This window comes from Streptomyces sp. NPDC059906 (assembly GCF_042730645.1).
Taxonomy (GTDB): Bacteria; Actinomycetota; Actinomycetes; order Streptomycetales; family Streptomycetaceae; genus Streptomyces; species Streptomyces rubrogriseus.
In genome coordinates, this window is record NZ_JBHWKU010000046.1 from 36,895 (window position 1) to 60,795 (window position 23,901).

Here is a 23,901-nt window from a genome sequence, read left to right on the forward strand (position 1 = left end):
ATACGGGAATGTATCGGATACACCGGCGTATCGAAAGAGACGGTCGCGGACCGTCGACAACGCCATCGATAGAACACATTTTCGAATGAGGAGTACGCTGGTCCCATGACCACGCACCACCTCCAGGGCTCGCTCTTCGACCAGACCGACGAGGTCCGGCTGGGCCCGCTCGACGGTCTGCGCCGCACCCGCCTCGGCCCGGGAGCCTGGATCGACCTGCTCCCCGGGTGGCTGAGCGGCGCCGACGCGCTGTTCGAGCGGCTGGCCGCCGAGGTCCCCTGGCGCGCGGAACGGCGCGAGATGTACGAGCGCGTCGTCGACGTACCCCGGCTGCTGGCGTTCTACGGCGCGGGCGACGCCCTCCCGCACCCGCTGCTGGCCGAGGCGCGCGACGCCCTGTCGGCCCACTACGCCGAGGAGCTGGGCGAGCCGTTCACGACCGCGGGCCTGTGCCACTACCGCGACGGCCGGGACAGCGTCGCCTGGCACGGCGACCGGATCGGCCGCGGCGCGCGCCAGGACACGATGGTCGCCATCCTCTCGGTGGGCGCACCCCGCGACCTGCTGCTGCGCCCGGCGGGCGGGGGCGGCGAGACCGTGCGCCGCCCGCTGGGCCACGGCGACCTGATCGTGATGGGCGGCTCCTGCCAGCGCACCTGGGAGCACTGCGTCCCCAAGAGCACCCGCGCCGCCGGGCCCCGCATCAGCGTCCAGTTCCGCCCGCACGGCGTGCGCTGAGGGCCGGGCAACCACCCGCGCCCGGTTTCTGGTTGGCTGTCCCGCGCGGGGGACCACCGACCTGGAACGCGGGAGACCATGAGCGCGGACGTACGGCAAGTGGCCGACGGCACCTACCTGGTGCACGGCGGCAACACCAACTGGGTCGTCCTCACCGACGGCGACGCGGTGACCCTCGTCGACACCGGATACCCCGGCGACCGCCGGGCGCTGCTCGACTCCCTTACCGCCGTCGGGAGTTCGCCCGAGGCGGTGGCGGCCGTGCTGATCACCCACGCCCACAACGACCACCTGGGCTCGGCGGAGTACCTGCGCGCCGCCCACGGCACCCCCGTCCTGCTGCACGAGGCCGAGGTGCCGCACGCCCGGCGCGACTTCCTCCAGCAGGTGTCGGTGGGCACGGTGCTGCGCAACGCCTGGCGCCCCGGCGTACTGCCCTGGATGAGGCACGTACTGCGCACCGGCGGCACCGAGCAGCACCCGGTGACCGCGCCCGCGGCCTTCCCGGCGGACGGCGCACTCGACCTGCCCGGCCGTCCCGTACCCGTGCACACCCCCGGGCACACCGACGGACACTGCGTCTACCACCTCCCGGACGCCGGGGTGGTGATCTCCGGCGACGCGCTGGTGAGCGGCCACGCCATCTCCCGGATCGAGGGACCGCAGCTGCTGCCCGACCTGTTCCACCACGACCGGGCGGGCGCGGTCGCCTCGCTCGACCTCATCGCCGGTCTGGCGGGCGACGTGCTGCTGCCGGGCCACGGTCCGGTCCACCGGGGGCCGGTGAAGGACGCCGCGGACCTGGCCCGGGAACGGGCGTTCTAGAGTCGGGGCATGGCCTTGCAGATCAGCGCCACCAATCCGGAGCATCCCGCGCTCCTGCTCGAACTGCCCTGGCAGCTGCCGCTGGAGCAGTGGCCCGAGGAGTACCTCGTGCCGCTGCCCCGCGGCATCTCCCGGCACGTGGTCCGCTACGCGCGTGCCGGGGACGAGGTGATCGCCGTCAAGGAGCTGGCCGAGCGGCCCGCGCTGCGCGAGTACCAGCTGCTGCGCGACCTGGACCGGCTCGCCATCCCGGCGGTGGACGCGCTGGCCGTGGTCACCGGCCGCTCCGACGCCGCCGGTGAGGCGCTGGAACCGGTGCTGGTCACCCGGCATCTGGGCGGCTCGCTGCCGTACCGGTCGATGTTCGAGACGACGCTGCGCCCGGCGACCATGCACCGTCTGATGGACGCCCTCGCGGTGCTGCTGGTCCGGCTGCACCTGGCCGGGTTCGCCTGGGGGGACTGCTCGCTGTCCAACACGCTCTTCCGGCGCGACGCGGGCGCCTACGCCGCCTACCTGGTCGACGCCGAGACCGGCGACCTGCACCCCCGGCTCAGCGACGGGCAGCGCGACTACGACCTCGACCTCGCCCGGGTGAACATCAGCGGCGAACTGCTCGACCTGGAGGCCTCGGGGGCGCTGCACCCCTCCGTCGACCCGGTCGAGTTCGGCACCGAGATCTGCGCCCGCTACCGGAGCCTGTGGCAGGAGCTGACCCGTACCTCCGTGTATCCGGCGGGCAAGTACCACTACATCGAGCGCCGCATCCGGCGTCTGAACGACCTCGGCTTCGACGTGGCCGAGATGCAGATCGAGCACGCTTCCAACGGCGACACGGTCACCTTCGTGCCCAAGGTCGTCGACGCCGGCCACCACCAGCGCCAGCTGCTGCGCCTGACCGGCCTGGACGCCGAGGAGAACCAGGCCAGGCGGCTGCTCAACGACCTGGAGAGCTGGATGGCCACCCAGGACGACTACGCCCCGGGCGACCCCCTCGGCGCCCGCCCGGAGGTCCTCGCCCACCGCTGGGTGCGCGAGGTCTTCCGGCCCACCGTGCGCGCCGTGCCGGTGGAGCTGCGCGGCGCGATGGACCCGGCGGAGATCTACCACGAGCTGCTGGAGCACCGCTGGTACCTCTCCGAGCGGGCCCAGCACGACATCGGCCTGGACACGGCCGTCGAGGACTACCTCGTCAACATCCTGCCCAGGGCCCGGGAGACCCTGCGGCCCACGGCCGACTGAGCGGCACGGCGGCCGCTCACGTGTGCGGTACCACCGCCACCGGGCACTCCGCGTGGTGCAGCACGCCGTGCGCCACGGAGCCGATCCGGGCGCCGACGGCCGTACGGCGGGCGCGGCGGCCGACGACCATCAGCTGGGCGTTCGCCGCCACCGTCAGCAGCACCTGGCCCGCGCTGCCCATCTCCACGTGCTCCACCACCGGGACGTCGGGAAAGCGCTCGCGCCACGGTGCGAGCGCCTCGCCGAGCGCCTTGCGCTCGTACTGCTCCAGGCCCCCGGCCTCGTCCGCGAGTGCCATCGAGCCGGGGCTGTAGGTGAAGACCGTCGGCAGGGCCCAGGCCCGCACGGCGCGCACGGTGGCGCCTCGCGCGGCGGCCGCCTCGAACGCGAACCCGATGACGTCGGCGCTGTCCTCCGGCTCGCCCTGCTGGCCCACGACGACCTCGCGGCCCCCGGCCTCGGCGGCGGCCTCGTCACCGGCCCGGACGAGGACGACGGGCCGGGTCGCCTCGGCGATCACCTGCTGACCGACCGAGCCGAGCAGGAAGCCGACGACCGCGCCGTGGCCGCGCGAGCCGAGGACCAGCGTCTCGGCGTCGGCCGCGGCGGCGAGCAGGGCCGCGACGGCGTCGCCCTCGCGGACGTCGGTGGTCACCGTGAGACCGGGATGCCGCTCGGCGACGGTGCCGACCGCCCGGGCGAGGGCGTCCCGCGCCCACCCTTCCTGCGTCTCCCGGTCCACCGCGCCGGCCACCCCCTCCCCCTGGAACCGCCAGGCGTGCACGACGTGCAGCGGTGCGCCGCGGCGCACCGCCTCCCTCGCCGCCCAGGCCAGTGCGGCCAGGCTCTCCTGTGAACCGTCCGAGCCTGCCGTGATCGGGCGCGTCATGCGGGTCCCTCCCTGGGTCGCGGGAACGTCGTTCTCGTAGCCCAGTCTTCCCCAAGCCCCCCGCACGGCCGCGCGGGGGGAGCGGACGGACACCGGCGGCCTGCCCCCGCCGCCCGAGCGAGGACCCTCGATCGAACATACGATGGCCGCAGGCCGGTGCGGTGACGGGGACGCCGTGCCGTGAACCCGGCCGCTCGACGTGGGGGACGTATGGCACAGGCCGACGCGGAGACACGGACCGTCATCATGACCGTGGACGACGATCCGGGGGTGTCCCGCGCCGTCGCCCGCGACCTGCGGCGGCGCTACGGCGCCACGTACCGGATCGTGCGCGCGGAGTCCGGCGAGTCGGCCCTCGACGCGCTGCGGGAACTGAAACTCCGCGGCGACCTGGTGGCCGTGATCCTCGCCGACTACCGGATGCCGCAGATGAACGGCATCGAGTTCCTCGAACAGGCCCTGGACGTCTACCCGGGCGCCCGGCGGGTGCTGCTGACGGCGTACGCGGACACCAACGCGGCGATCGACGCGATCAACGTCGTGGACCTGGACCACTACCTGCTCAAACCGTGGGACCCGCCCGAGGAGAAGCTCTACCCGGTCCTGGACGACCTGCTCCAGGCCTGGCGCGCCGGCGACCACCGTCCGGTGCCCAGCACCAAGGTCGTCGGGCACCGCTGGTCGGCGGGGTCCTCGGAGGTACGGGAGTTCCTGGCCCGCAACCAGGTGCCCTACCGCTGGTACTCCGCCGACGAGCCGGAGGGGCGGCGGCTGCTGTCGGCGGCCGGGCAGGACGGGCAGCGGCTGCCGGTGGTGATCACGCCGGACGGGACCCCGCTGGTGGAGCCGGAGGCGCCCGAGCTGGCGGCCCGGGTGGGCCTGGCGACCACGCCGACGGCCGACTTCTACGACCTGGTGGTGATCGGCGGCGGCCCGGCCGGGCTCGGCGCGGCCGTGTACGGGGCCTCGGAGGGGCTGCGCACGGTGCTGGTGGAACGGTCGGCGACCGGCGGGCAGGCCGGGCAGAGCTCCCGCATCGAGAACTACCTGGGCTTCCCCGACGGCGTGTCCGGCGGGCAGCTGACCGACCGGGCCCGGCGGCAGGCGGCGAGGTTCGGCGCCGAGATCCTCACCGCGCGCGAGGTGACCGGCCTGGAGGCGAACGGCGCGGCGCGCGTCGTCCGGTTCTCGGACGGCTCGGCGATCGCCGCGCACAGCGTCATCCTGGCGACCGGCGTGTCCTACCGGCAGCTGACCGCGCCGGGCACCGAGGACCTGGCCGGCTGCGGGGTGTTCTACGGCTCGGCGCTGACCGAGGCGGCCTCCTGCCAGGGCCACGACGTGTACATCGTGGGCGGCGCCAACTCGGCCGGACAGGCGGCGATGTACCTGGCCCGGGGCGCCAAGTCGGTGACCCTGCTGGTGCGCGGCGGCTCCCTGGAGGCGTCGATGTCGTACTACCTGATCCAGCAGATCGAGGAGACGCCCAACATCCGGGTGCGCTGCTCCACCCTCGTCGAGGGCGCGCACGGCGACGGTCACCTGGAGCGGCTGACGCTGCGCGACGCGGTCAGCGGCGCCACCGAACTCGTCGACGCGCAGTGGCTGTTCGTGTTCATCGGCGCGGCCCCGCTGACCGACTGGCTGGACGGCACGGTGCTGCGGGACGAGCGGGGCTTCATCCTCGCCGGGCCCGATCTGACCCCCGACGGGCGGCCGCCGGGCGACTGGGAGCTGGACCGGCCGCCGTACCACCTGGAGACCAGCGTCCCGGGCGTCTTCGTGGCGGGCGACGCCCGCGCGGAGTCCGCCAAGCGGGTCGCGTCCGCCGTAGGAGAGGGAGCCATGGCCGTGATGCTCGTCCACCGGTACCTGGAGCAGTCGTGAGCGGGCGGCCGATGCCGTGCAGCCCCGAGGAGATCGGAAAGCTGTTCCTCTTCGAGAAGCTGACGCCCGAGCAGCTGGGCCGGCTGTGCGCCGAGGGCCGGGTGGAGCTGTTCGACCCGGGCCCGGTGTACGCGGAGGGCGAGGACGCCACCTGCTTCTACGTGATGCTGGCGGGGACGGTCGTGCTGTCCCGCCGGGTCGGCGCGGACGACGTGGAAACCAACCGCACCTCACAGCCCGGGGTGTACGCGGGCGCGATGCAGGCGTACGTCGGCGACCGGGTGCCGCAGGTCTACAACAACTCGATGCGGGTCACCGAGCCGACGCGGTTCTTCGTGCTCCCGGCGGACACCTTCGCGGCCGTCATGCGGGAGTGGTTCCCCATGGCCGTGCACCTGCTGGAGGGGCTGTTCTTCGGGTCCAAGAACACCCAGCGCGCCATCGGCCAGCGCGAACGGCTGCTGGCGCTGGGGTCGCTGTCCGCCGGTCTCACGCACGAGCTGAACAACCCGGCGGCGGCCGCGGTGCGGGCCACCTCGACACTGCGGGAGCGGGTGGCGAAGATGCGGCACAAGCTCGCCGTGATCGCCGAGGGCCCGTTCTCCCGCGAGGCGCTCGCGGGGCTCATCGAGATCCAGGAGCGCACGGCGGAGCGGGTGGCCAAGGCGCCCTCGCTCAGCCCGCTGGAGGCCGCCGACCGGGAGGACGACCTCGGCGACTGGCTGGCGGACCACGGCATCGAGCACGGCTGGCAGCTCGCGCCGACCTTCGTGCAGGCCGGTCTGGACACCGAGTGGCTGGAGCAGGTCGCGGCGGCCGTGGACGAGGAGATCCTGCCGGGAGCGGTCGGCTGGCTCAACTACACGGTCGAGACCGAGCTGCTGATGAACGAGATCGCGGACTCCACCGCCCGCATCTCCCACCTGGTGGACGCGGCCAAGCAGTACGCGCAGCTGGACCGGGCGCCCTACCGGACGGTCGACGTCCACGAACTCCTCGACAGCACCCTGCTGATGCTCTCCGGGAAGATCGGCCCGCGGATCGAGGTCGTCAAGGAGTACGAACGCACGGTGCCGCGGGTCCCGGCCTATCCGGCGGAGCTGAACCAGGTGTGGACCAACCTGATCGACAACGCCGTCGCCGCGGTGAACGACGCGGGCGGCGAGGGGACGCTGACCGTGCGGACGGCGCTGCACCACGACCGGCTGCTGGTGGAGTTCCGCGACACCGGCACCGGGATCGACCCGGAGATCCGGGAGCGCATCTTCGACCCGTTCTTCACCACCAAGCCGGTGGGCGAGGGCACCGGGCTCGGGCTGGACATCTCCTGGCGGATCGTGGTCGACAAGCACCACGGCAGCCTCCAGGTCGAGTCCGTGCCGGGGGACACCCGCTTCCAGGTGCTGCTGCCGCTCACCGCCGCGGAGACCGATCAGACGGACACAGCCGAACCGAGCGAGGAGCCGGTATGACCAGCGACACCGGAATCGATCCCACCATCCCGCCGAGCGGCACCGGGTGCGCCGAGTGCGACGCGGCCGGCGGCTGGTGGTTCCACCTGCGGCGCTGTGCGAGCTGCGGCCACGTCGGCTGCTGCGACAGCTCGCCGGGACAGCACGCGACCGGCCACTACCGGTCCACCGGGCACCCGGTGGTGCAGAGCTTCGAGCCGGGCGAGGAGTGGTACTGGGACTACGCGAGCAGCGAGGTGCGCGAGTCGGGCCCGGACCTCGCCCCGCCCGGCAGCCACCCGGCCGACCAGCCGTCCCCGGGCCCGGCGGGCCGGGTCCCGGCCGACTGGGCGAGCACGCTGCACCGCTGACGCCGGCGGCGGGCCGGCGGCCGGGCCCCCGGAATCGGGAAGCCCGCTGTCGGACCCGCGTGTCAGGATGGGCGGCGTGCCGCAGACCTCACTCACCAGCCCGCTCGTCGGCCGCGAGGACGAACTCGCGCGTCTCACCGGCGTACTGGAACGCGCCCGCGCCGGTGAGGCCCGCGCGGTCCTCGTCGCGGGGGACGCCGGGGTCGGCAAGACCAGGACCCTGGACGAGGCCGCCGGGCGGGCCGCCGCGGCCGGGACGACCGTGCTCACCGGTCACTGCGTGGACCTGGGCGACGTGGGCCTGCCGTATCTGCCGTTCACCGAGATCCTGGGCCTGCTCGCCGCCGACGAGCGGTTCGCCGCCGTGCTGGCCGGGCATCCGGTGGCCGACCGGCTGCTCGGCGGCGGGCCGGACGACGCGGCCGACGCCGCGCCCTCGCGCCTCAGGCTCTTCGAGGGCGTGGCCGCCCTCCTGAGGGACCTGGCGGACGTCGCACCGCTGCTGCTGGTCCTGGAGGACCTGCACTGGGCCGACCAGTCCTCCCGGGACCTGCTGAGGTTCCTGCTCGGCCGGGGGGTTCTCCAGCGCCCGGCGGGCGGGGCTCCGGGACACCGGCTCGCGCTGTTCGCCTCGTACCGGGCGGACGACCTGCACCGCCGCCATCCGCTGCGCCCGCTGCTGGCCGAGCTGGTGCGCCTGCCCGGCGTGGAGCGGCTGGAGCTGCGGCCGCTGCCGGACGCCGACGTGGCCCGGCTGGTGCGCGCGCTGCGCCGGCGGCGGCTGCCGGACAGCACCGTGCGCCGGATCGTGGAGCGGGCCGAGGGCAACGCCTTCTACGCCGAGGAACTGGTCGCCGCCACGGACGCGCCGGCCGGGGGCGTCCCCAGCGGGCTGGCCGACGTCCTGCTCATCCGGTTCGAGCAGCTGTCCGAGACCGCTCAGCAGGTGCTGCGCACCGCCGCCGTGGCGGGCCGCCGGGTGGGCCACGACCTGCTGCGGGACGCCGTCGGGCTGCCCGAGGAGGAGCTGGAGTCGGCGCTGCGCGAGGCGGTGGAGCGGCAGTTGCTGGTCTCCGGCGACGGGGACACCTACTCCTTCCGGCACGCCCTCGCCCGGGAGGCGGTCTACGCGGACCTGCTGCCCGGTGAACGGGCCCGGCTGCACGGCGCGTTCGCCCGGCTGCTGGCCGGTCCCGACCGCCGGTCCGCCGGCGCGGCCGAGCGTGCGCACCACTACCGCGAGAGCCACGACCTGCCCGAGGCGCTCGCCGCCTCCCTGGAGGCCGCCGACCACGCCCAGCGGGTCGGCGCGCCCGCCGAGGAGCTGCGGCACGTCGAGACGGCGCTCGACCTGTGGACGGCGGTCGACACCACCGCGCGGCCCGCCGGACCCGACGCGGTGACGCTCACGCTGCGCGCCTCCGCGGCCGCCGTGCACGCCGGTGAGCTGCACCGCGCGGTCTCCCTCACCCGCTCCGCGCTGGCCGGCCTCGGCCAGGACGCGGACCTGGAGCTGGCCGCCCGCGTCCGCTACACCCTGGCCGGCAATCTGCTGAGCGTCGACAACCTGGAGTCCGCGTACGCCTACAGCAGCGAGGCGCTGGGCCTGATCCCCGCCGAACCACCCTCGTCGACGTGGGTGTGGGCGGCGGCCACACATGTGACGGCGGCCCGCCAGGTCGGGGAGAACGAGACGGCGCTGCGGGTGGCCCGCCGGGCGCTGCGGGCCGCCGAGGAGCTGGCGGTCACCGACGCCCGCGCCGATCTGCTGATCTCACTCACGAGCCTGGAGGGCGGCAACCGCTCCACCTCGGCGGGCCGGGAGCGGCTCCTGGAGGCACGCGAGCTGGCGCGGCGGGCGGGCAACGCTCCCGTGGAGCTGCGGGCGCTGTTCAACCTCGCCATCGGCTGCTTCGAGTCCGGCGACCTGGAGGACTGCCTGCCCTGGGCGTCCGAGGGACTGGACCGGGCCCGCCGTTCCGGGCTGCTGTCCTCGCCGTACCCGCGGGAGATGCGGTATCTGCGGCTGCTCGTGCAGTACACGCTGGGCCACTGGGACGAGGTGCTGCGCGAGTCCGCCGAGCACGCCGGGGAGCGCGCGGCCGTGGACGGTCACGCCCTCGGGCCGGGGCTGTACGTGGCGCTGGCACGCGGCGACTCGGGGGTGGCCGACCGGGCGCGGGCCCTGCTGAACGGGCCGTTCGACTGGATGGCGCGCATGGTCGCGGGCGTCGTGCTGACCGACGCGGCGGCGCTGCGCGGGGACGCGGAGGACGCCGTGCGGTGGATGCGCTCCAGCGTCGAGACGCTCACCGAGGCGGGCACCCGGCCCACCGTGACCCTGCGGCTGGCCACCCTCGCGCTGTCCGCCGTCGCCGACACGGTGACCGAGTTGCGCCGGGGCGGGGACGACGCCGGGGTGGCCCGCTGGTCGGACACGGCGGCCGAGCTGCTGGCCGACGCCCGCTGGTCCGCCGGGCACGGCTACGACGACACGCCGCAGGGCCCGGAGGGGCAGGCCTGGCTGGCGCGCGCGGAGGCCGAGTGGTCCCGGGTCGCCGGACCGGCGCCGGACCCGGCGGCCTGGGAGAGGGCGGTGGCCGCCTTCACGTACGGCGACGCCTACGAACGGGCGCGGTGCAGGCTGCGGCTGGCCGACGCCCTGCTGGCGGCCGACCGCCGCGAGGAGGCGGCCGACGAGGCGGGCAGCGTTCGCCGGGAGGCCGACCGGCTCGGCGCGACGGTGCTGCGCGAGCGGGTCGACGACCTGGTCCGCCGCGGGCGGCTCGCGGGCACGGCCCGGGCCGGGGCGGGCGCCGCGGTGCTGACCGCCCGCGAGCAGGACGTCCTGCGGCTGCTCGCGCTGGGGCACAGCAACCGCCGGATCGGGGAGGAGCTGTTCATCAGCGCCAAGACGGCCAGCGTCCACGTGTCCAACATCCTCGCCAAGCTGAACGCGGCCAGCCGTACGGAGGCGGTCGCGGTCGCCCACCGGCAGGGCCTGATCGCCCCGGAGCCCACGTCGTCGCACTGAGGCGGGCCCGGGGAACCCGGACCGCCCGGCGGACGTTGACCCGGCACCGGCATCCACGCCCGAAGCGCGCACCACGACACAGGACGGCACGATGAGCGACTTGGTCCCCGGGGGCAACGTCCCCCTGCCGGGCGGCCCCGTGAGCGTACGGGTGCCCGGCGGCTTCGACGTGTCGGCGCTCGTCACGGACGACGGCGGCAAGGTCGGCGGCGACGCGGACTTCGTCTTCTACAACCAGCCGGAGGCACCCGGCGCGAGGCTGCGGGACGACACGCTCACCGTCGATCCGGCGCGGCTGCGGCCGGGCGCCGCCCGCGTGACGGTGGCGGTCGGCCCGTCGGAGCCCGGCACCCCGCTCGGCGCGCTCCCCTCCCCCACGGTCCGCGTCACCGACGCCCGCGGCCGGGCCGTCGCCCGGTTCACCCCCGCGCGCCCCGGGCGGGAGACCGTGCTGCTGCTCGTGGAGTTCTACCGGCGCGGCGAGGGCTGGAAGGTGCGCGCCCTGGGTCAGGGGTACGCGGACGGACTCGCCGGTCTGGCCCGGGACTTCGGCGTGGAGGTGACCGACGACGCGCCGCCGGCCACGGCACCGCCCGCGCCCGGTGCCGGCTCCGACGGGTTCCTCGACCTGGTCAACTCCGCCCGTGCCGCGGCCGGTTCGCCCGCCGTACGGACCGATCCCCGGCTCCGCTCGGCGGCCCGCGCGCACGCCGCCGCCATGGCCGCCGCGGGCACGCTGAGCGTCGAGACCCGGGACGGCGTCTCGGTCCACCAGCGCGTCGTCTCGGCCGGGTTCGCGTACCTCACGGTCGGCGAGCACCTGGTGTCGGGCCCGCGCACCCCCGCCGAGTTCGTCGCGTACTGCCTCGGCGCCGAGCGCAGCCGGCGCACGCTGCACGACACCGCCTTCACGCACGCCGGGTGGGCCTCCGTCACCGGCGGGCCCTCGGGCGACACGTACTGGACGGCGCTGTGGGCCGTGCCGCTCACCCCGGACGGCCTGGCCCGCACGACGGCGGAGGTCGTCGGCCTCACCAACCGCGAGCGGGCCGGGGCCGGGCTGCCCGCCCTGGCCGTCGACGCCCGGCTGACCGCGGCGGCACAGGCGCACAGCGCGGACATGGTGACCCGCGACTTCTACTCCCACACCGATCCGGACGGCGGCGAGCCGTGGGACCGGGCCGCCGCCGCGGGTGCCCGTCGGCGCACGGTCGGCGAGAACATCGCCTGCGGTCAGCGCTCCCCCGCCGAGGTGGTGGAGGGCTGGATGAACAGCCCCGGACACCGTGCCAACATCCTCAAGGCCGGCTTCACCCACATCGGCGTCGGTCTGGCCGGCGGGGGCCGGGCGGGCACGTACTGGACGCAACTCTTCGGTGGCTGAAGGATGACCCCATGAAGGGTGACCTCTTTTCCAGCGAGCACATGGTGCGGCCCGCCACGGCGCCGGGCATGACCGTCGAGAACTCCAAGTGCATCCGTTACGCCGTGAACGGCGAGATGCTCGCCCGGCAGGGCGCGATGATCGCCTACCGCGGCAGTCTGCAGTTCGAGCGCAAGGGCCAGGGCGTGGGCGGCATGCTCAAGCGCGCGGTCACCGGGGAGGGACTGCCGCTGATGGCGGTGCGCGGACAGGGCGAGGCCTGGTTCGCGCACGAGGCCCAGAACTGCTTCGTCGTCGAGGTGGAGCCGGGCGACGAGTTCACGGTCAACGGCCGCAACGTCCTGTGCTTCGACGCGTCGTTGTCGTACCGCATCTCCACCGTGAAGGGCTCGGGGATCGCCGGGGGCGGACTGTTCAACAGCGTCTTCACCGGACACGGCAGGCTGGGCCTGGTGTGCGAGGGCAATCCGCTGGTCATCCCGGTCTCGCACCAGTACCCGGTCCACGTCGACACGGACGCGATCGTCGGATGGTCCGCGGGGCTCTCGACCTCCCTGCACCGTTCGCAGTCGATCGGCTCGATGCTGCGCGGCGGTTCGGGCGAGGCCGTACAACTGGTGCTCGAGGGCGAGGGCTTCGTCGTGGTACGGCCGAGCGAGGCGACCCCGCAGAAGCCGCAGCAGCACTGAGCCCGCCCCCCCGGAAGGAAGACTGCCTTGATCGCGATCACGGAGATCGAAGCCGCCGCCGAGCGGATCGCCGGACATCTCGTACGCACACCGACCGTGCCGAGCCCGGGTCTGTCCGCGCTGCTCGGCGTCCCGGTCACCGCGAAGCTGGAGCTGCTCCAGCGCACCGGTTCGTTCAAGGCGCGCGGGGCCGCGGCGAAACTGCTGTCCCTGACCGAGGCCGAGCGGGCCGCGGGCGTCGTCGCGGTCAGCGGCGGCAACCACGGCATCGCGGTGGCGGTGATGGCCGCCGCCCTGGACGTGAAGGCCACGGTGGTCATGCCGCGTACGGCGCCGGCCCGTTCCGTGGAGATCGCCGAGGAGGCGGGCGCGCTGGTACGCCTCACCGACGGCATGGACAGTGCCTTCGCGCTGGTCACCCGGCTCCGGGAGGAGGGGCTGACCCTGGTCCACCCCTTCGACGACCCCGTGGTCGTCGCGGGGCAGGGCACCGTGGGGCTGGAGTTCGCCGAGGACGCCTCAGACCTCACCGACGTGCTGGTCAGCATCGGGGGCGGGGGGCTCGTCGCGGGCGTGGCGGCGGCACTGCGGGCGCTGCGGCCCGGGGTGCGGGTCTGGGGCGTGGAGACCGAGGGCGCCGAGGCCATGTCGCGGGCGCTCGCGGCGGGCGGGCCGCTCACGGTGCCCCTGTCGTCGGTCGTCACCACGCTCAGCGCGCCGTCCGTCTCGCAGCTGACGTACGACCATGTCTCGGAGCTGGTCACCGAGGTGCTCGTGGTGCCGGACCGGGAGGCCGTGCGGGGCTGCCTCGCGCTCGCCGAGCACGCCAAGGTGTGGACCGAGCCGGCCGCCGGCTGTCTGCTCCCGGCGGCCCGGCGGGTGGTGGAACGGGTGGGGGACGAAGCCCGGGTCGGGCTCGTGGTGTGCGGGGGCAACGCCACGGTGGGCGACATGGCGGTGTGGGCGGACCGTTTCGGCCTGCGCTGACGTCGGGCCGGGCCCGGAACCGGCGGGCCGGAACTGCGGGCCCCGGTTCTTGAAGAAGGGTCAGAAACGGGGCCGGGACGCGCGGTCGCTGAACACACTCCGGTGCCCCGGACGTACCTCTGGTCGAGCGAAGAACCGGCGGTGCGAGCGAGGGATGGCCATGGGCAGGGCGCACGTCTCCACACACGAGCTGGTCGCCGGACGCTACCGCCTGTTCGAGGTCGTCCAGCGCGAGACGAACCGGGTCTGCTGGTCCGGGGAGGACGCCACGACCGGCCACCCGTGCCTGGTGACGCGGATCGAGCTGCCCAAGGGCCGGGCGGGCGAGGCCGCCCGCAGGGCCCCGGGCCGGGTGATCCGCACCGGCGAGACCATGGCGTCGCTGTGCCCCGGGCGGATCGCCCGGGTACTGGACGCGGTGGTCGCGGACGGCATGCTGTGGACGGTCACCGAATGGGTCGCCGGTGTACCGCTCGGTGACCTCCTCGACCGTCGGGGCGCGTTCAGCTACGCCCGGGCCGCGCGCGTCGGTCTGGAACTGCTCGCGGTGCTGGAGGCGGCGCACACCCACGGCGTGACGCACGGCGAGCTGAGCCCGGGGCAGGTGTTCGTGCGCGAGGAGGGGTCGGTCCTCGTCACCGGCTTCGGACTGGCCGGCGCCACCCTCGCCCCGCGGCTGACCGCCCCCGCGTACGCCTCGCCCGAGCAGGCCCGCGACGAGCGGATCGGTCCCGCGGCCGACCTGTGGACGCTGGGCGCGATCCTCTACACGATGGTCGAGGGCCGTCCGCCGTTCCGTGACCGTGGCCGGCCCGAGGCGACACTGAAAGGGGTGGACCGGCTGCCGCTGCGCACCCCGGTGCGCGCCGGTCCGCTCCTCCAGGCCGTGACGGGACTGCTGCGCAAGAACTCCCGGGAGCGGCTGACCCGCCCGGTGGTGCGCGCGGCCCTCGCCCGGGCGCTGGCCGAGGACCCCGGTACCGCCGTGGCCGAGGTGACCACCAGGCCCGGGCTGCGCGGCGTGTACGCGGCCGCCCGGAAGGCGGGCCGCGACCGTTCGCGGCGGACCGTGGCCGCCGGGGCCGCTCTGGCCCTGGTGACGGTCGCGGCCGCCGTCCTCGCGGTCTTCGCCGTCACCGACGGACTGCCCGGCAGGGGCGACGGCGCCGCCACGGGCGCCCGGCAGCGCCCCTCGGCGACCGCCGCCCCGCCCACCGGCTCCGCGCCCGCCGCGGCCTCCCCCGCGTCCCCCTCCTCCCCCACCGGCCGGCCGAGCGCGAGCGCCTCGCCGTCGGAGCCGGGCGTCCCCGCTCCGGCCGGGTTCCGCCGCTACGACGCGCCGGAGGGCTTCTCCGTCGCCCTTCCCGAGGGCTGGCGGCGCCTGGACACCGCGAGCGCGCCGGGTGGCGCGTACCGGGTGGTCTTCGGCGCGACCGGCGACCCCCGGACGCTCGCCGTCACCTACAGCAGGCGCGCGGGCGCGGACCCGGTGGCCGTCTGGCGCGACGACGTCGAGCCGGGCCTCGCGCGCTCGGACGGCTACCGGCGGATCGGCGAGATCCGCGCGACCACCTACCGAGGGCGCGCGGCGGCCGACATGGAGTGGCTGGTCCGGGACGACGGCACCCGGGTCCGCACCTTCGGCCGCGGCTTCCTGCTCGGCGGCGGGCGCAGCTTCTCGCTGCGCTGGACGACGCCGGCCGGCGACTGGGACGCCGGCGCCAACGAGCGGGCGCTCACCGCGTTCCTGGGCACCTTCCGGGACGATGCGGCCTGACCCCTTCCACCCCGTTCACACCTGTTTTCCCTCGGGCCGGGCGGGGACCCGGCCGCCATGGCACACATCGGATACACGATGATGACCGAGCAGGCCGGCCCGCGTGAACTCGTCGGCCATCTGGTGCGGGCCGAGGAGGTGGGGTTCGACTTCTCGGTGACCTCGGACCACTACTTCCCCTGGCTGCGCGCGCAGGGCCACTCGCCCTACGCCTGGAGCGTGCTGGGCGCCGCGGCGCAGGCGACCTCGCGCATCCCGCTGATGACGTACGTGACCTGTCCGACGTTCCGCTACCACCCGGCGGTGGTGGCGCAGAAGGCGGCGACGCTGCAGTTGCTGTCCCAGGGCCGGTTCCGGCTGGGTCTCGGCTCGGGCGAGAACCTCAACGAACACGTGGTGGGCGGCGGCTGGCCGTCCGTCGACGTGCGGCACGAGATGCTCCGGGAGGCCGTGGAGATCATCCGGGCGCTGTTCGAGGGCGGTCATGTGAACCACCGCGGCGCGCACTTCGACGTGGAGTCGGCCCGGATGTGGGACCTGCCGGACGACGCGCCGCCCATCGGCGTCGCCGTCTCCGGCGAGCGTTCCTGCGAGCTGGCGGGCGAGTTCGCCGACCTGGTGATCGCCACCGAGCCGAAGCCGGGACTGCTGGAGGCCTTCGACCGGCACGGCGGCGGGGGCAAGCCGCGGGTGGGCCAGCTTCCCGTCTCCTACGACCCCGACCGGGACACCGCGATCGAGCGGGCCCACGCCCAGTTCCGCTGGTTCGGCAGCGGCTGGAAGGTCAACTCCGAACTGCCGCACCCGGACGCCTTCGAGGCGGCCACCCAGTTCGTGACGCCGGACGACGTCGCCGAGTCCATCCCCTGCGGCGACGACCCGGACGCCTTCGTGGCGGCCGTACGCCCTTACGTCGAGGCCGGGTTCACCGAGGTCGCCCTGGTGCAGATCGGCGGCGAGTCGCAACCCGCCTTCCTGGACTGGTCGGAGAAGACCATGCTGCCCGCCCTGCGGGAGGCGTTCGGGCGCGACTGAAACCCGGGGACGGGCGAATCACCCGGATGACTGAGCATCTTGCCGGTGGGCGGGGTACTAGAGGGCTCTACGTCCGTCCTCCTGGAGGCCCCCGTGAACACCGTCGTGCACAAGACCCTGGTCGTGCAGCTCCAGGCGGGCGCCACCGCCGACCGGTTCCCGGTGCTCGCGCACCTCGCGTACGACGCGGCGGACCCGTTCGCCCTCACGGCGGTCTTCAGCCACGACGGCCGGGTGCTCGCCCGCTGGACGCTGGACCGGGAGATGGTCGCCGAGGGGCTCACCCGGCCGGTGGGCGTGGGCGACGTGCGGCTGCGCCCGGAGTCGCGCGGCATGTGGGACGAGCTGCGCATCGAGCTGCTGGGCGACGACCGGGCCGACGGGGAGCGCCACCGCGCGGTGGTGTTCGTGTGGGCCGCGGCCGTCGAGGCCTTCCTGCGCGAGACCCACGCGGTGGTCCGGCCGGGGCGGGAACAGGTGCGTGTCGACGACTTCCTCGCCGAGCTGACCGCCGAGGGCTGAACCGCCCGGGTCCGCGGGGCCGGGGGCCCGGGCGCCCTGGGATCCGGACGTCCAGGGGTCCGGGCGCCTCAGCGTGCCGTGTGACGGTGCCGGGTCCACAGCGGGATCCCGAACCAGCACAGCAGGTACCAGAGCACCACGCCAGTGACGAGGTAGGGCACGAAGCCGTCGTGGGTCGCGACCCGCAGGATCAGCAGGAGCGAGCAGGCGGTCGTGGCGAGCAGCAGCACGAGGCCGAGCACGGTCAGCCGGGACGCCCACCGCACCGCCTGGGGTTTCACCCGGCGTCCGGAGACCAGCCGGTGCAGGGACACCGGGCCGATCAGGGCGCCGGTCGTCACGGCGCCGAGGACCACCGTGATCAGGTAGATCATCTGATCGGTGTCCGAGAGGGTCTCGTACTTCGGCTGGAACACGACCGTGAGCAGGAAGCCGAACAGGATCTGCACGCCCATCTGCGCGACGCGGACCTCCTGGATCAGCTCGGTCCACATCCGGTCGGCCCGCTCTTCCTCGGTCTCGTTGCGGCCCCTGCGCCGGCCCGAGCCCTCAGCCGCTTCCGCGTCCCTCACGTCGTCCTCCCGATGACCGTCGCCTGCGTCCTCTTCCCTGTTCCCGGGATCCCGGTACTCAGGCGCCGGGCCGGGGCGGTGACGCCCGGTTTGGGGGATCGGGGGACGGTTACACGGGCCGGGACCGACCCAGGCGCGACAAGGAAGGCGCAGGATGTCCGACACTCGGCTCACCGTGACACTCGACGGCGGCGGCATCGACGACGCGCGGGCGATCGTCCGCGCACTGGAGGGCGTCTTCGGCGCTCCCGACGGCCGGCCCGCGGACGAGGGGGCGACCGTGCACACCGCGACCTTCGACGCCCCGCACGCCCCGGACGCTTCCTCGGCGGCGCGCACGACGGGCGGCGCGCTGTCCGCACCGGTGACGGTCACCGTTCAGGGCACGCCGCAGGCCGTGGAGGCGGCGAGCGAGACGCTGTCCCACGCCTTCACCGCGCGGAACGAGGGAGCGGCCTCGGGCGACCAGGAGCGGGAGCGGCAGTTGCTCCTGGTGCCGTGAGGCCGGGACCGCTCATCCGTCGGCCGCCTACCAGCGGCCCTCGACCTGGTCCTTGACGCGCCGGTCGTAGAGGTCGCCGATCGCGGCCAGGGTGTCCTCGGACAGCTCCGGCAGCCGGGCGGCGTCCGTGTTGGCGCGGGCCTGCTCGGGCGAACGGGCGCCCGGGATCACGCTCGTCACGCCGGGCTGCTGGACGATCCAGCGCAGCGCCAGCTGGGCCGGGGTGTATCCCTCGGGCGCGAGCGCGGCGAACTCGGCGGCGGCCTCCACCCCTGTGGCGTAGTCCACGCCGGAGAAGGTCTCGCCCTGGTCGAAGGCCTCGCCGTGCCGGTTGTAGTTGCGGTGGTCGTTGGCCGCGAAGACGGTGTCCTTGGTGTACTTGCCGGTCAGCAGGCCGGAGGCCAGCGGCACCCGGGCGATGATGCCGACGCCGGCCTCGCGGGCCGCGGGCAGGACCTCGCGCAGGGGCTTCATGCGGAACGGGTTGAGGATGATCTGGACGCTCGCCACGTTCGGCCGGGCGATCGCGGTCAGTGCCTCCGCGCAGGTCTCGACGCTCACGCCGTACGCGGCGACGCGCTCCTCCTCGACGAGGGTGTCCAGGGCGTCGAACACCTCGTCGCTGGAGTAGACGGGTGTCGGCGGGCAGTGCAGCTGCACCAGGTCGAGGCGGTCGACGCCGAGGTTGCGGCGGGAACGGTCGTTCCACTCCCGGAAGTTGTCCAGGACGTAGTTCTGCGGGATCTGGTCGGCCCGGCGGCCCATCTTGGTGGCGACCATGACGTGCAGGTCGGGCCTGCTCGCCAGGAAGGTCGCGATGGTCTGCTCGCTGCGGCCGTCGCCGTAGACGTCCGCCGTGTCGAGGAAGGTCACCCCCGACTCGGCCGCCGCCTCCAGCACCGCGAGGGCTTCCTTGTCGTCGACGTCTCCCCAGTCGGCGCCCAGTTGCCAGGTGCCGAGGCCGACCACCGACGCGTGCTGGTCCGACCTGCCGAAAGTGCGCTCGTCCATGGCGTCAGTCTGTCATCCGCGGTGCGCGGGCACCGCGTCGGGACGCCCGGAGCGGGCCCGTCCGTCGCCTGCGGCGAGTCTGCGGGCCTGGACGGTGCGCGCGATCACGGGCCCCAGCCGGCGCTTGACCCTGCGCAGGGTCTCCAGCCGGCCGGCCGCCCGGTCGACCCGGTAGTACAGCCGGGGCGGCAGGTGCGGCAGCAGCGGCGAGTGGCGCTGGCCGAGCAGGGCGAACATCTGCTCCGGCGGCAGGTGGATGTAGCGGGGCAGGTTCTCGTACCACTGGGCGCTGAGCCGGGCCGCGCTCTGCACCGGCAGCAGGGCTGCCCGGCGTTCGCGTTCGTAGTGGGCAAGGGCGTCCGGGAGGGTGTCCCGCTCGCGCAGGGCGGTGGCCAGGGCCATGGCGTCCTCCAGGGCGAGCGTGGTGCCGGCGCCGATGGAGTAGTGCGTGGTGTGGGCGGCGTCGCCGAGCAGGACGAGGTTGTCCCGGGACCAGGTGCGGTTGGTGAGGGTGCGGAAGACGGGCCAGGCGGCACCGGCCCGGCCGGCGGACCGCGCGGTGAGCGGGTGTCCGTCCAGGACGTCGGCGAAGAGCTTCTCCAGCAGGACGAGCCCCTCCGCCTCGTCGGCGCGGTCCAGGCCCAGACCGGTCCAGGTCCCGGGCGCGCACTCGACGACGCAGGTGCTGCCCTCGGGGCCGAAGCCGTAGCCGTACGCCCAGATCCAGCCGTGGCCGGTCTCGACGAAGGCGAAGGTGAAGGCGTCGAAGACCTTGGTGGTGCCGAGCCACACGTAGTGGTCGCGGCCGCCGGTGATCTCGGTGCCGAAGTGGTCGGCGTGGTGGGTGCGCAGGGCGCTGCCCGCCCCGTCGGCCGCCACCACGAGGTCGGCGGCAGGCGGGTTGGCGCCGGTGACCGGGTGCTCGAACTCCAGGCGCACGCCCAGCTCGCGGGCGCGGGCGGCGAGGATCGCGAGGAGCCGGTGGCGGCCGATGCCGAAGCCCTCGTCGCCGTGGTGCCGGGTGGCGAGGCCGTCGACGTGGGCGACGCCGTCCCGCCAGCGCACGGAGTGCTCCTCGACGGCGCGCGCGGAGTCGGGGTCGTGCTCGCGAAGCCGGTCGAGCAGTCCGCGCCAGTAGGTGACGCCCCAGCCGTAGGTGGAGCCCTCCGGATCGCGTTCGTACACGGTGACGTCATGGTCCGGGTCCTGCCGCTTCAGCAGGATCGACAGATACAGTCCGGCGGGCCCACCGCCGACGCAGGCGACCTTCACACACACCCCTGGTATGCACTCATAACGGTCATTACGGTTATTCGGGACCGCAGAGTAGCAAGGCAGGGGCCGCGGACGGGGGCTGCACGGCCGTGGGTCGTCGGGGTTATCCGGCGGCCGCCGTGCGGCACTCCGGGTGGCCCCAGCCCTGGTCGTTCTTGGCGATGGACTCGCCGGCCGCGTACGAGCGGCCGCACAGGCAGCGTCCGGGGAACTTCGCCTTGATGGTGCGGGCCGAGGAGCCGCCGCCGCTCTTTCGTGTCGCGCCGGACGACCCCCGGCGCGATGCCTTGCGGGCGGCCGGAACGTCGGGTGCGGGCGGCGGCTCCGGGGAGCCGAGAGCGCTGCCCGCGGCTTCCTGGACGACGGCCGCCTGGCTGGCGGCACGGTCGGCGAAGTCGTTGAGCCGGTCGCCGTCCACCTGGTGGGCGGGTACGTAGCGGAACTCGACGGAGCGGCCGCCGAGCAGCTCGTCGATGCGCACGACCAGCTCCTGGTTGGCGACCGGCTTGCCGGCGGCCGTCTTCCAGCCGTTGCGCTTCCAGCCGGGCAGCCAGGTGGTGACGGCCTTCATGGCGTACTGCGAGTCCATCCGGACCTCGAGCGGCACGTCGGGGTCGGTCGACGCCAGCAGGCGCTCCAGCGCTGTCAGTTCGGCGATGTTGTTGGTGGCCTTGCCCAGCGGGCCGGCTTCCCAGCGGACCGGGGTCTCCGACGCGTCGGCGACCACCCAGGCCCAGCCGGCCGGTCCCGGGTTTCCCTTCGAAGCCCCGTCGCACGCGGCCACTGCACGTTCACGCATGCGCTCGATCATGCCATGGCCCGGCGGGGTGTCCGGACAGGGTTCAGGAGACGTCCGTGACCTTGGGCATCTCCCCCTCGGTGGTGGTGACGTCGATCACCGAGAAGCTCGCGCCCTGCGGGTCGCACAGCGCCGCGAACCGGCCGAAGGGGGTCGTGACCGGACCGAACCGCAGGATGCCGCCCCGCTCGGTGGCGCGGGCCACGGCCGCGTCGCAGTCGCCGACGGTGAAGTAGACGTTGATGTAGGGCGGGACCTCGGGCGGGAAGTCCTCCGTCATGGCCATGCGGCCCAGGACGGGGTCGCCGCCGAGGTCGAAGAGGCGGAAGTCCACCTGGTCGTCCTGCATCTGCCGGGCCCGGTAGGAGAAGACCGCGGGGAAGAAGGCGTCCGACTTCGCGGGCTCGCGGGTGAAGACCTCGGCCCAGCAGTACGCGCCGGGGACGGCCGTCGCCTCGAAGCCCTCGTGCTTGTCGCCCTGCCAGACTCCGAAGACCACCCCGCTCGGGTCGCGGGCCAGGCACATGGTGCCGAAGTCGCCGACCCTCATCGGCTCCAGCAGCAGCTCGCCGCCCGCCTCGCGGATCCGCCCGGCGGTCGCCGCCGTGTCCGGGGAGGCGAAGTAGAGGCACCACTGGGACCGGTCCTCGTGACCGGGCGGGGGCGGGACCACGGCGGCCACCGCCTTGCCGTCCGCGTAGCACTGGGTGTAGTTGCCGAACTCCGTCGACGACTCGCCGAAGGTCCAGCCGAGGACGTCGCCGTAGAAGCTCTTGGCCCCCTCGACGTCGGTGAACATCGCGTCGGCCCAGCAAGGGGCCCCTTCGGGTTGCACGGCCATGACTGCCGCCTCCTGTGCGAACGTGCGTGTGGATGGGGGTGGGGTGGGGGTCGGTGCGCGTCACTCCCCGGCGTACGCCTGCTCCAGTGCGGCGATGTCGAGCTTGCGCATCGACATCATCGCCTTGTTGGCCCGCGCCACCCTGGCGGGGTCGGGGTCGCGGAACATCTCCTCCAGCCGGCGCGGGACGACCTGCCAGGACACGCCGAACCTGTCCTTGAGCCAGCCGCAGGGTCCGTCCTCGCCGCCGCCCTCGGTGAGCCTGCTCCAGTAGTGGTCGACCTCGTCCTGGTCCTCGCAGGTGATCTGGAAGGAGATCGCCTCGTTGAACCGGAACTGCGGGCCGCCGTTGAGGCCCACGAACTTCTGGCCGTTGGCGGTGAACTCGACGGTGAGCACCGAGCCGGCGGGCTGCGGTGCTCCCTCGGGGTAGCGGGTGACGGCGCCGATGCCGGAGTTCTTGAAGACGGAGACGTAGAAGTGGGCGGCGTCCTCGGCGTCGCCGTCGAACCACAGGCACGTGGTGAATCCGTCGGTGCTCATGACTACCTCCTGGGAGCGGAACAGGGTCATCACTGTCGACCGGCTCGGACCGCGGAACTCATCGCTCTGCCGGTGGCGAATCTGCCGCGGGCAGAGAAGTCCCCGGTCCGGGCCTCGGTGGGCCGAGAGTGGAGGAACCGCGGTGCCGTTCGGCCGCGCACCCCGCACCACCCCCGCACGACAGGCCACGACTGACCACGACTGGCCACGACTCGACAAGGAGCGCCGATGTCTCCATTCACCGCCGGCCCCGCCCCGGCCCGAACGCCCAGGGCCGAGGAGGGCGACACCCCCGCGACCCGGTTCGACGACCGGCTCGCCGAGCAGCTGCTCGACCAGCGGATCGTGCTGCTCGGCACGCAGGTCGACGAGGTCTCCGCGAACCGGGTCTGCGCGCAGCTGCTGATCCTGTCCGCGCAGGACCCGCGCACCGACATCAGCCTGTACGTCAACAGCCCCGGCGGCTCCGTGCACGCGGGACTCGCCATCTACGACACGATGCGGCTGATCCCCAACGACGTCTCGACGCTCGCCATGGGCTTCGCCGCCAGCATGGGGCAGTTCCTGCTGAGCGTCGGCACGGCGGGCAAGCGCTACGCGCTGCCGAACGCGCGGATCATGATGCACCAGCCCTCGGCGGGCATCGGCGGCACCACCGCCGACATCGAGATCCAGGCGGACAACCTGGACTTCACCAAGCGGACCATCGAGCGGATCACCGCCGAGCACACCGGTCAGAGCCCCGAGACCATCTCCCGGGACGGCGACCGCGACCGCTGGTTCACGGCCGAGGAGGCCAGGGAGTACGGAATGGTGGACCAGGTCGTGCAGTCCCTCGCGGACGTGCGTCCGGCCGCCACCAGGCGACGGATGGGACTGTGACATGGGGAGCTACACGATTCCGAACGTCGTAGAGCGGACCCCGCAGGGCGAACGGTCCTACGACGTGTTCAGCCGGCTGCTGTCCGAGCGGATCATCTTCCTGGGGACCGAGATCGACGACGGCGTGGCCAACGTCGTGATCGCACAGCTCCTGCACCTGGAGTCGTCCGCCCCCGAGAGCGAGATCGCCGTCTACATCAACTCTCCCGGCGGCTCGTTCACGTCGCTGATGGCGATCTACGACACGATGACCTTCGTGCAGGCGCCGATCTCGACGTTCTGTGTCGGGCAGGCGGCGTCCACGGCGGCCGTGCTGCTGGCGGGCGGGGACCCCGGGCGGCGGTTCGTGCTCGAGCACGCGCGGGTGCTGCTGGGGCAGCCGGCCAGCGGCGGCCGCCAGGGCACGGTGTCCGACCTCGCGCTCCAGGCCAAGGAGATGGTGCGCATCCGCTCCCAGGTGGAGGAGGTGCTGGCCCGCCACACGCACCACGACGTCGCGACGCTGCGCGCGGACATGGACCGCGACAAGGTGTTCACCGCGCAGGAGGCGGTGGCCTACGGGCTGGCCGACGAGGTGCTCGCGCGGCGCCTGGCGAGGGTCTGAGCCGCACGGGCCGGCGTCCCCGCGGGGCGGGGGCGCCGGCC

Annotated in this window: 23 protein-coding genes; 16 read left to right on the forward strand and 7 right to left on the reverse strand. The window is 74.0% G+C overall.

Annotation, left to right across the window (positions count from 1 at the left end; all coding sequences use genetic code 11):
- Positions 1 to 105 precede the first annotated feature (105 nt).
- From ACFV9J_RS37745 to ACFV9J_RS37755, 3 genes are all read left to right on the forward strand, one after another.
- Positions 106 to 738: an alpha-ketoglutarate-dependent dioxygenase AlkB gene (locus tag ACFV9J_RS37745; protein ID WP_093457609.1), complete on the forward strand. Its 633-nt coding sequence runs from the start codon at positions 106 to 108 to the stop codon at positions 736 to 738.
- Between the two features lie 78 nt (positions 739 to 816).
- Positions 817 to 1,563, forward strand: a complete 747-nt coding sequence (locus ACFV9J_RS37750) for an MBL fold metallo-hydrolase (RefSeq protein ID WP_385362325.1) — start codon at positions 817 to 819, stop codon at positions 1,561 to 1,563.
- Positions 1,564 to 1,572: 9 nt separating this feature from the next.
- Entirely contained in the window at positions 1,573 to 2,805 is a 1,233-nt protein-coding gene (locus tag ACFV9J_RS37755) for a DUF4032 domain-containing protein (protein WP_385362327.1), read from the forward strand.
- 16 nt (positions 2,806 to 2,821) lie between these two features.
- On the opposite strand, the gene ACFV9J_RS37760 is transcribed toward ACFV9J_RS37755, so the two are convergent.
- Positions 2,822 to 3,694 (reverse strand): universal stress protein, encoded by an 873-nt coding sequence (locus ACFV9J_RS37760; protein WP_385362329.1) that lies wholly within the window; start codon positions 3,692 to 3,694, stop codon positions 2,822 to 2,824.
- A 210-nt stretch (positions 3,695 to 3,904) separates the two neighbouring features.
- On the opposite strand from ACFV9J_RS37760, the gene ACFV9J_RS37765 reads away from it, so the two are divergent.
- The 10 genes from ACFV9J_RS37765 to ACFV9J_RS37810 all read left to right on the forward strand — a co-directional run bounded on the left by ACFV9J_RS37765 (position 3,905) and on the right by ACFV9J_RS37810 (position 16,831).
- Positions 3,905 to 5,581: an FAD-dependent oxidoreductase gene (locus tag ACFV9J_RS37765; RefSeq protein WP_385362331.1), complete on the forward strand. Its 1,677-nt coding sequence runs from the start codon at positions 3,905 to 3,907 to the stop codon at positions 5,579 to 5,581.
- Complete coding sequence (locus tag ACFV9J_RS37770; RefSeq protein WP_385362333.1) at positions 5,578 to 7,053, forward strand: ATP-binding protein; 1,476 nt, start codon at positions 5,578 to 5,580, stop codon at positions 7,051 to 7,053. The genes ACFV9J_RS37765 and ACFV9J_RS37770 overlap by 4 nt, the downstream gene beginning before the upstream one ends.
- On the forward strand, positions 7,050 to 7,403 hold the full coding sequence (locus ACFV9J_RS37775) for a UBP-type zinc finger domain-containing protein (RefSeq protein ID WP_385362335.1): 354 nt from the start codon (positions 7,050 to 7,052) through the stop codon (positions 7,401 to 7,403). Before ACFV9J_RS37770 ends, ACFV9J_RS37775 begins: the two co-directional genes overlap by 4 nt.
- A 67-nt stretch (positions 7,404 to 7,470) precedes the next feature.
- Positions 7,471 to 10,437, forward strand: a complete 2,967-nt coding sequence (locus tag ACFV9J_RS37780; RefSeq protein WP_385362337.1) for an AAA family ATPase — start codon at positions 7,471 to 7,473, stop codon at positions 10,435 to 10,437.
- 91 nt (positions 10,438 to 10,528) lie between these two features.
- Positions 10,529 to 11,821 (forward strand): CAP domain-containing protein, encoded by a 1,293-nt coding sequence (locus ACFV9J_RS37785; protein ID WP_385362338.1) that lies wholly within the window; start codon positions 10,529 to 10,531, stop codon positions 11,819 to 11,821.
- Positions 11,822 to 11,832: 11 nt separating this feature from the next.
- Positions 11,833 to 12,510 carry an AIM24 family protein gene (locus ACFV9J_RS37790; RefSeq protein ID WP_385362340.1) on the forward strand — a complete coding sequence of 226 codons (678 nt, stop codon included), beginning with the start codon at positions 11,833 to 11,835 and terminating at the stop codon, positions 12,508 to 12,510.
- Positions 12,511 to 12,537: 27 nt separating this feature from the next.
- On the forward strand, positions 12,538 to 13,497 hold the full coding sequence (locus tag ACFV9J_RS37795; RefSeq protein ID WP_385362342.1) for a threonine/serine dehydratase: 960 nt from the start codon (positions 12,538 to 12,540) through the stop codon (positions 13,495 to 13,497).
- Between the two features lie 154 nt (positions 13,498 to 13,651).
- On the forward strand, positions 13,652 to 15,274 hold the full coding sequence (locus ACFV9J_RS37800; RefSeq protein ID WP_385362344.1) for a serine/threonine-protein kinase: 1,623 nt from the start codon (positions 13,652 to 13,654) through the stop codon (positions 15,272 to 15,274).
- Between the two features lie 57 nt (positions 15,275 to 15,331).
- Positions 15,332 to 16,309 (forward strand): LLM class F420-dependent oxidoreductase, encoded by a 978-nt coding sequence (locus ACFV9J_RS37805; protein ID WP_385362346.1) that lies wholly within the window; start codon positions 15,332 to 15,334, stop codon positions 16,307 to 16,309.
- Between the two features lie 93 nt (positions 16,310 to 16,402).
- Positions 16,403 to 16,831 carry an SsgA family sporulation/cell division regulator gene (locus tag ACFV9J_RS37810; RefSeq protein ID WP_385362348.1) on the forward strand — a complete coding sequence of 143 codons (429 nt, stop codon included), beginning with the start codon at positions 16,403 to 16,405 and terminating at the stop codon, positions 16,829 to 16,831.
- A 68-nt stretch (positions 16,832 to 16,899) separates the two neighbouring features.
- Here the strand turns inward: ACFV9J_RS37810 and ACFV9J_RS37815 are convergent, their stop codons facing one another.
- A complete protein-coding gene (locus ACFV9J_RS37815; RefSeq protein ID WP_109028916.1) occupies positions 16,900 to 17,403 on the reverse strand; it encodes a DUF6328 family protein in 504 nt (167 codons plus the stop codon).
- A gap of 154 nt (positions 17,404 to 17,557) precedes the next feature.
- On the opposite strand from ACFV9J_RS37815, the gene ACFV9J_RS37820 reads away from it, so the two are divergent.
- Complete coding sequence (locus ACFV9J_RS37820) at positions 17,558 to 17,905, forward strand: hypothetical protein (protein ID WP_385362350.1); 348 nt, start codon at positions 17,558 to 17,560, stop codon at positions 17,903 to 17,905.
- Positions 17,906 to 17,932: 27 nt separating this feature from the next.
- Here the strand turns inward: ACFV9J_RS37820 and ACFV9J_RS37825 are convergent, their stop codons facing one another.
- From ACFV9J_RS37825 to ACFV9J_RS37845, 5 genes are all read right to left on the reverse strand, one after another.
- Positions 17,933 to 18,916, reverse strand: coding sequence for an aldo/keto reductase (locus ACFV9J_RS37825; RefSeq protein ID WP_385362352.1), 984 nt, complete (start codon positions 18,914 to 18,916; stop codon positions 17,933 to 17,935).
- A gap of 12 nt (positions 18,917 to 18,928) precedes the next feature.
- On the reverse strand, positions 18,929 to 20,188 hold the full coding sequence (locus tag ACFV9J_RS37830) for an FAD-dependent monooxygenase (protein ID WP_385362354.1): 1,260 nt from the start codon (positions 20,186 to 20,188) through the stop codon (positions 18,929 to 18,931).
- Between the two features lie 106 nt (positions 20,189 to 20,294).
- Positions 20,295 to 21,002, reverse strand: a complete 708-nt coding sequence (locus tag ACFV9J_RS37835) for a ribonuclease H (protein WP_385362356.1) — start codon at positions 21,000 to 21,002, stop codon at positions 20,295 to 20,297.
- Between the two features lie 31 nt (positions 21,003 to 21,033).
- The gene (locus ACFV9J_RS37840; protein ID WP_385362358.1) at positions 21,034 to 21,831 is read right to left on the reverse strand and encodes a VOC family protein; all 798 of its coding nucleotides are present in this window, start codon (positions 21,829 to 21,831) and stop codon (positions 21,034 to 21,036) included.
- A gap of 60 nt (positions 21,832 to 21,891) precedes the next feature.
- Entirely contained in the window at positions 21,892 to 22,374 is a 483-nt protein-coding gene (locus tag ACFV9J_RS37845) for a VOC family protein (RefSeq protein WP_385362360.1), read from the reverse strand.
- A 228-nt stretch (positions 22,375 to 22,602) separates the two neighbouring features.
- Between ACFV9J_RS37845 and ACFV9J_RS37850 the strand changes: the two genes are divergently transcribed.
- Together ACFV9J_RS37850 and ACFV9J_RS37855 are read left to right on the forward strand one after the other, a co-directional pair.
- Positions 22,603 to 23,256 carry an ATP-dependent Clp protease proteolytic subunit gene (locus ACFV9J_RS37850; protein WP_003971862.1) on the forward strand — a complete coding sequence of 218 codons (654 nt, stop codon included), beginning with the start codon at positions 22,603 to 22,605 and terminating at the stop codon, positions 23,254 to 23,256.
- A gap of 1 nt (position 23,257) precedes the next feature.
- Positions 23,258 to 23,860, forward strand: coding sequence for a ClpP family protease (locus ACFV9J_RS37855; RefSeq protein ID WP_109028910.1), 603 nt, complete (start codon positions 23,258 to 23,260; stop codon positions 23,858 to 23,860).
- Positions 23,861 to 23,901: the final 41 nt, after the last annotated feature.

What these genes read in the sequence shown, in the direction of transcription:
- ACFV9J_RS37745 (WP_093457609.1), top strand. Translation starts at nt 106, where the DNA reads ATGACCACGCACCACCTCCAGGGCTCGCTCTTCGACCAGACCGACGAG.
- ACFV9J_RS37750 (WP_385362325.1), top strand. Translation starts at nt 817, where the DNA reads ATGAGCGCGGACGTACGGCAAGTGGCCGACGGCACCTACCTGGTGCAC.
- ACFV9J_RS37755 (WP_385362327.1), top strand. Translation starts at nt 1,573, where the DNA reads ATGGCCTTGCAGATCAGCGCCACCAATCCGGAGCATCCCGCGCTCCTG.
- ACFV9J_RS37760 (WP_385362329.1), bottom strand. Translation starts at nt 3,694, where the DNA reads ATGACGCGCCCGATCACGGCAGGCTCGGACGGTTCACAGGAGAGCCTG.
- ACFV9J_RS37765 (WP_385362331.1), top strand. Translation starts at nt 3,905, where the DNA reads ATGGCACAGGCCGACGCGGAGACACGGACCGTCATCATGACCGTGGAC.
- ACFV9J_RS37775 (WP_385362335.1), top strand. Translation starts at nt 7,050, where the DNA reads ATGACCAGCGACACCGGAATCGATCCCACCATCCCGCCGAGCGGCACC.
- ACFV9J_RS37780 (WP_385362337.1), top strand. Translation starts at nt 7,471, where the DNA reads ATGGGCGGCGTGCCGCAGACCTCACTCACCAGCCCGCTCGTCGGCCGC.
- ACFV9J_RS37785 (WP_385362338.1), top strand. Translation starts at nt 10,529, where the DNA reads ATGAGCGACTTGGTCCCCGGGGGCAACGTCCCCCTGCCGGGCGGCCCC.
- ACFV9J_RS37790 (WP_385362340.1), top strand. Translation starts at nt 11,833, where the DNA reads ATGAAGGGTGACCTCTTTTCCAGCGAGCACATGGTGCGGCCCGCCACG.
- ACFV9J_RS37800 (WP_385362344.1), top strand. Translation starts at nt 13,652, where the DNA reads ATGGCCATGGGCAGGGCGCACGTCTCCACACACGAGCTGGTCGCCGGA.
- ACFV9J_RS37805 (WP_385362346.1), top strand. Translation starts at nt 15,332, where the DNA reads ATGGCACACATCGGATACACGATGATGACCGAGCAGGCCGGCCCGCGT.
- ACFV9J_RS37820 (WP_385362350.1), top strand. Translation starts at nt 17,558, where the DNA reads ATGTCCGACACTCGGCTCACCGTGACACTCGACGGCGGCGGCATCGAC.
- ACFV9J_RS37825 (WP_385362352.1), bottom strand. Translation starts at nt 18,916, where the DNA reads ATGGACGAGCGCACTTTCGGCAGGTCGGACCAGCACGCGTCGGTGGTC.
- ACFV9J_RS37835 (WP_385362356.1), bottom strand. Translation starts at nt 21,002, where the DNA reads ATGATCGAGCGCATGCGTGAACGTGCAGTGGCCGCGTGCGACGGGGCT.
- ACFV9J_RS37840 (WP_385362358.1), bottom strand. Translation starts at nt 21,831, where the DNA reads ATGGCCGTGCAACCCGAAGGGGCCCCTTGCTGGGCCGACGCGATGTTC.
- ACFV9J_RS37845 (WP_385362360.1), bottom strand. Translation starts at nt 22,374, where the DNA reads ATGAGCACCGACGGATTCACCACGTGCCTGTGGTTCGACGGCGACGCC.
- ACFV9J_RS37850 (WP_003971862.1), top strand. Translation starts at nt 22,603, where the DNA reads ATGTCTCCATTCACCGCCGGCCCCGCCCCGGCCCGAACGCCCAGGGCC.
- ACFV9J_RS37855 (WP_109028910.1), top strand. Translation starts at nt 23,258, where the DNA reads ATGGGGAGCTACACGATTCCGAACGTCGTAGAGCGGACCCCGCAGGGC.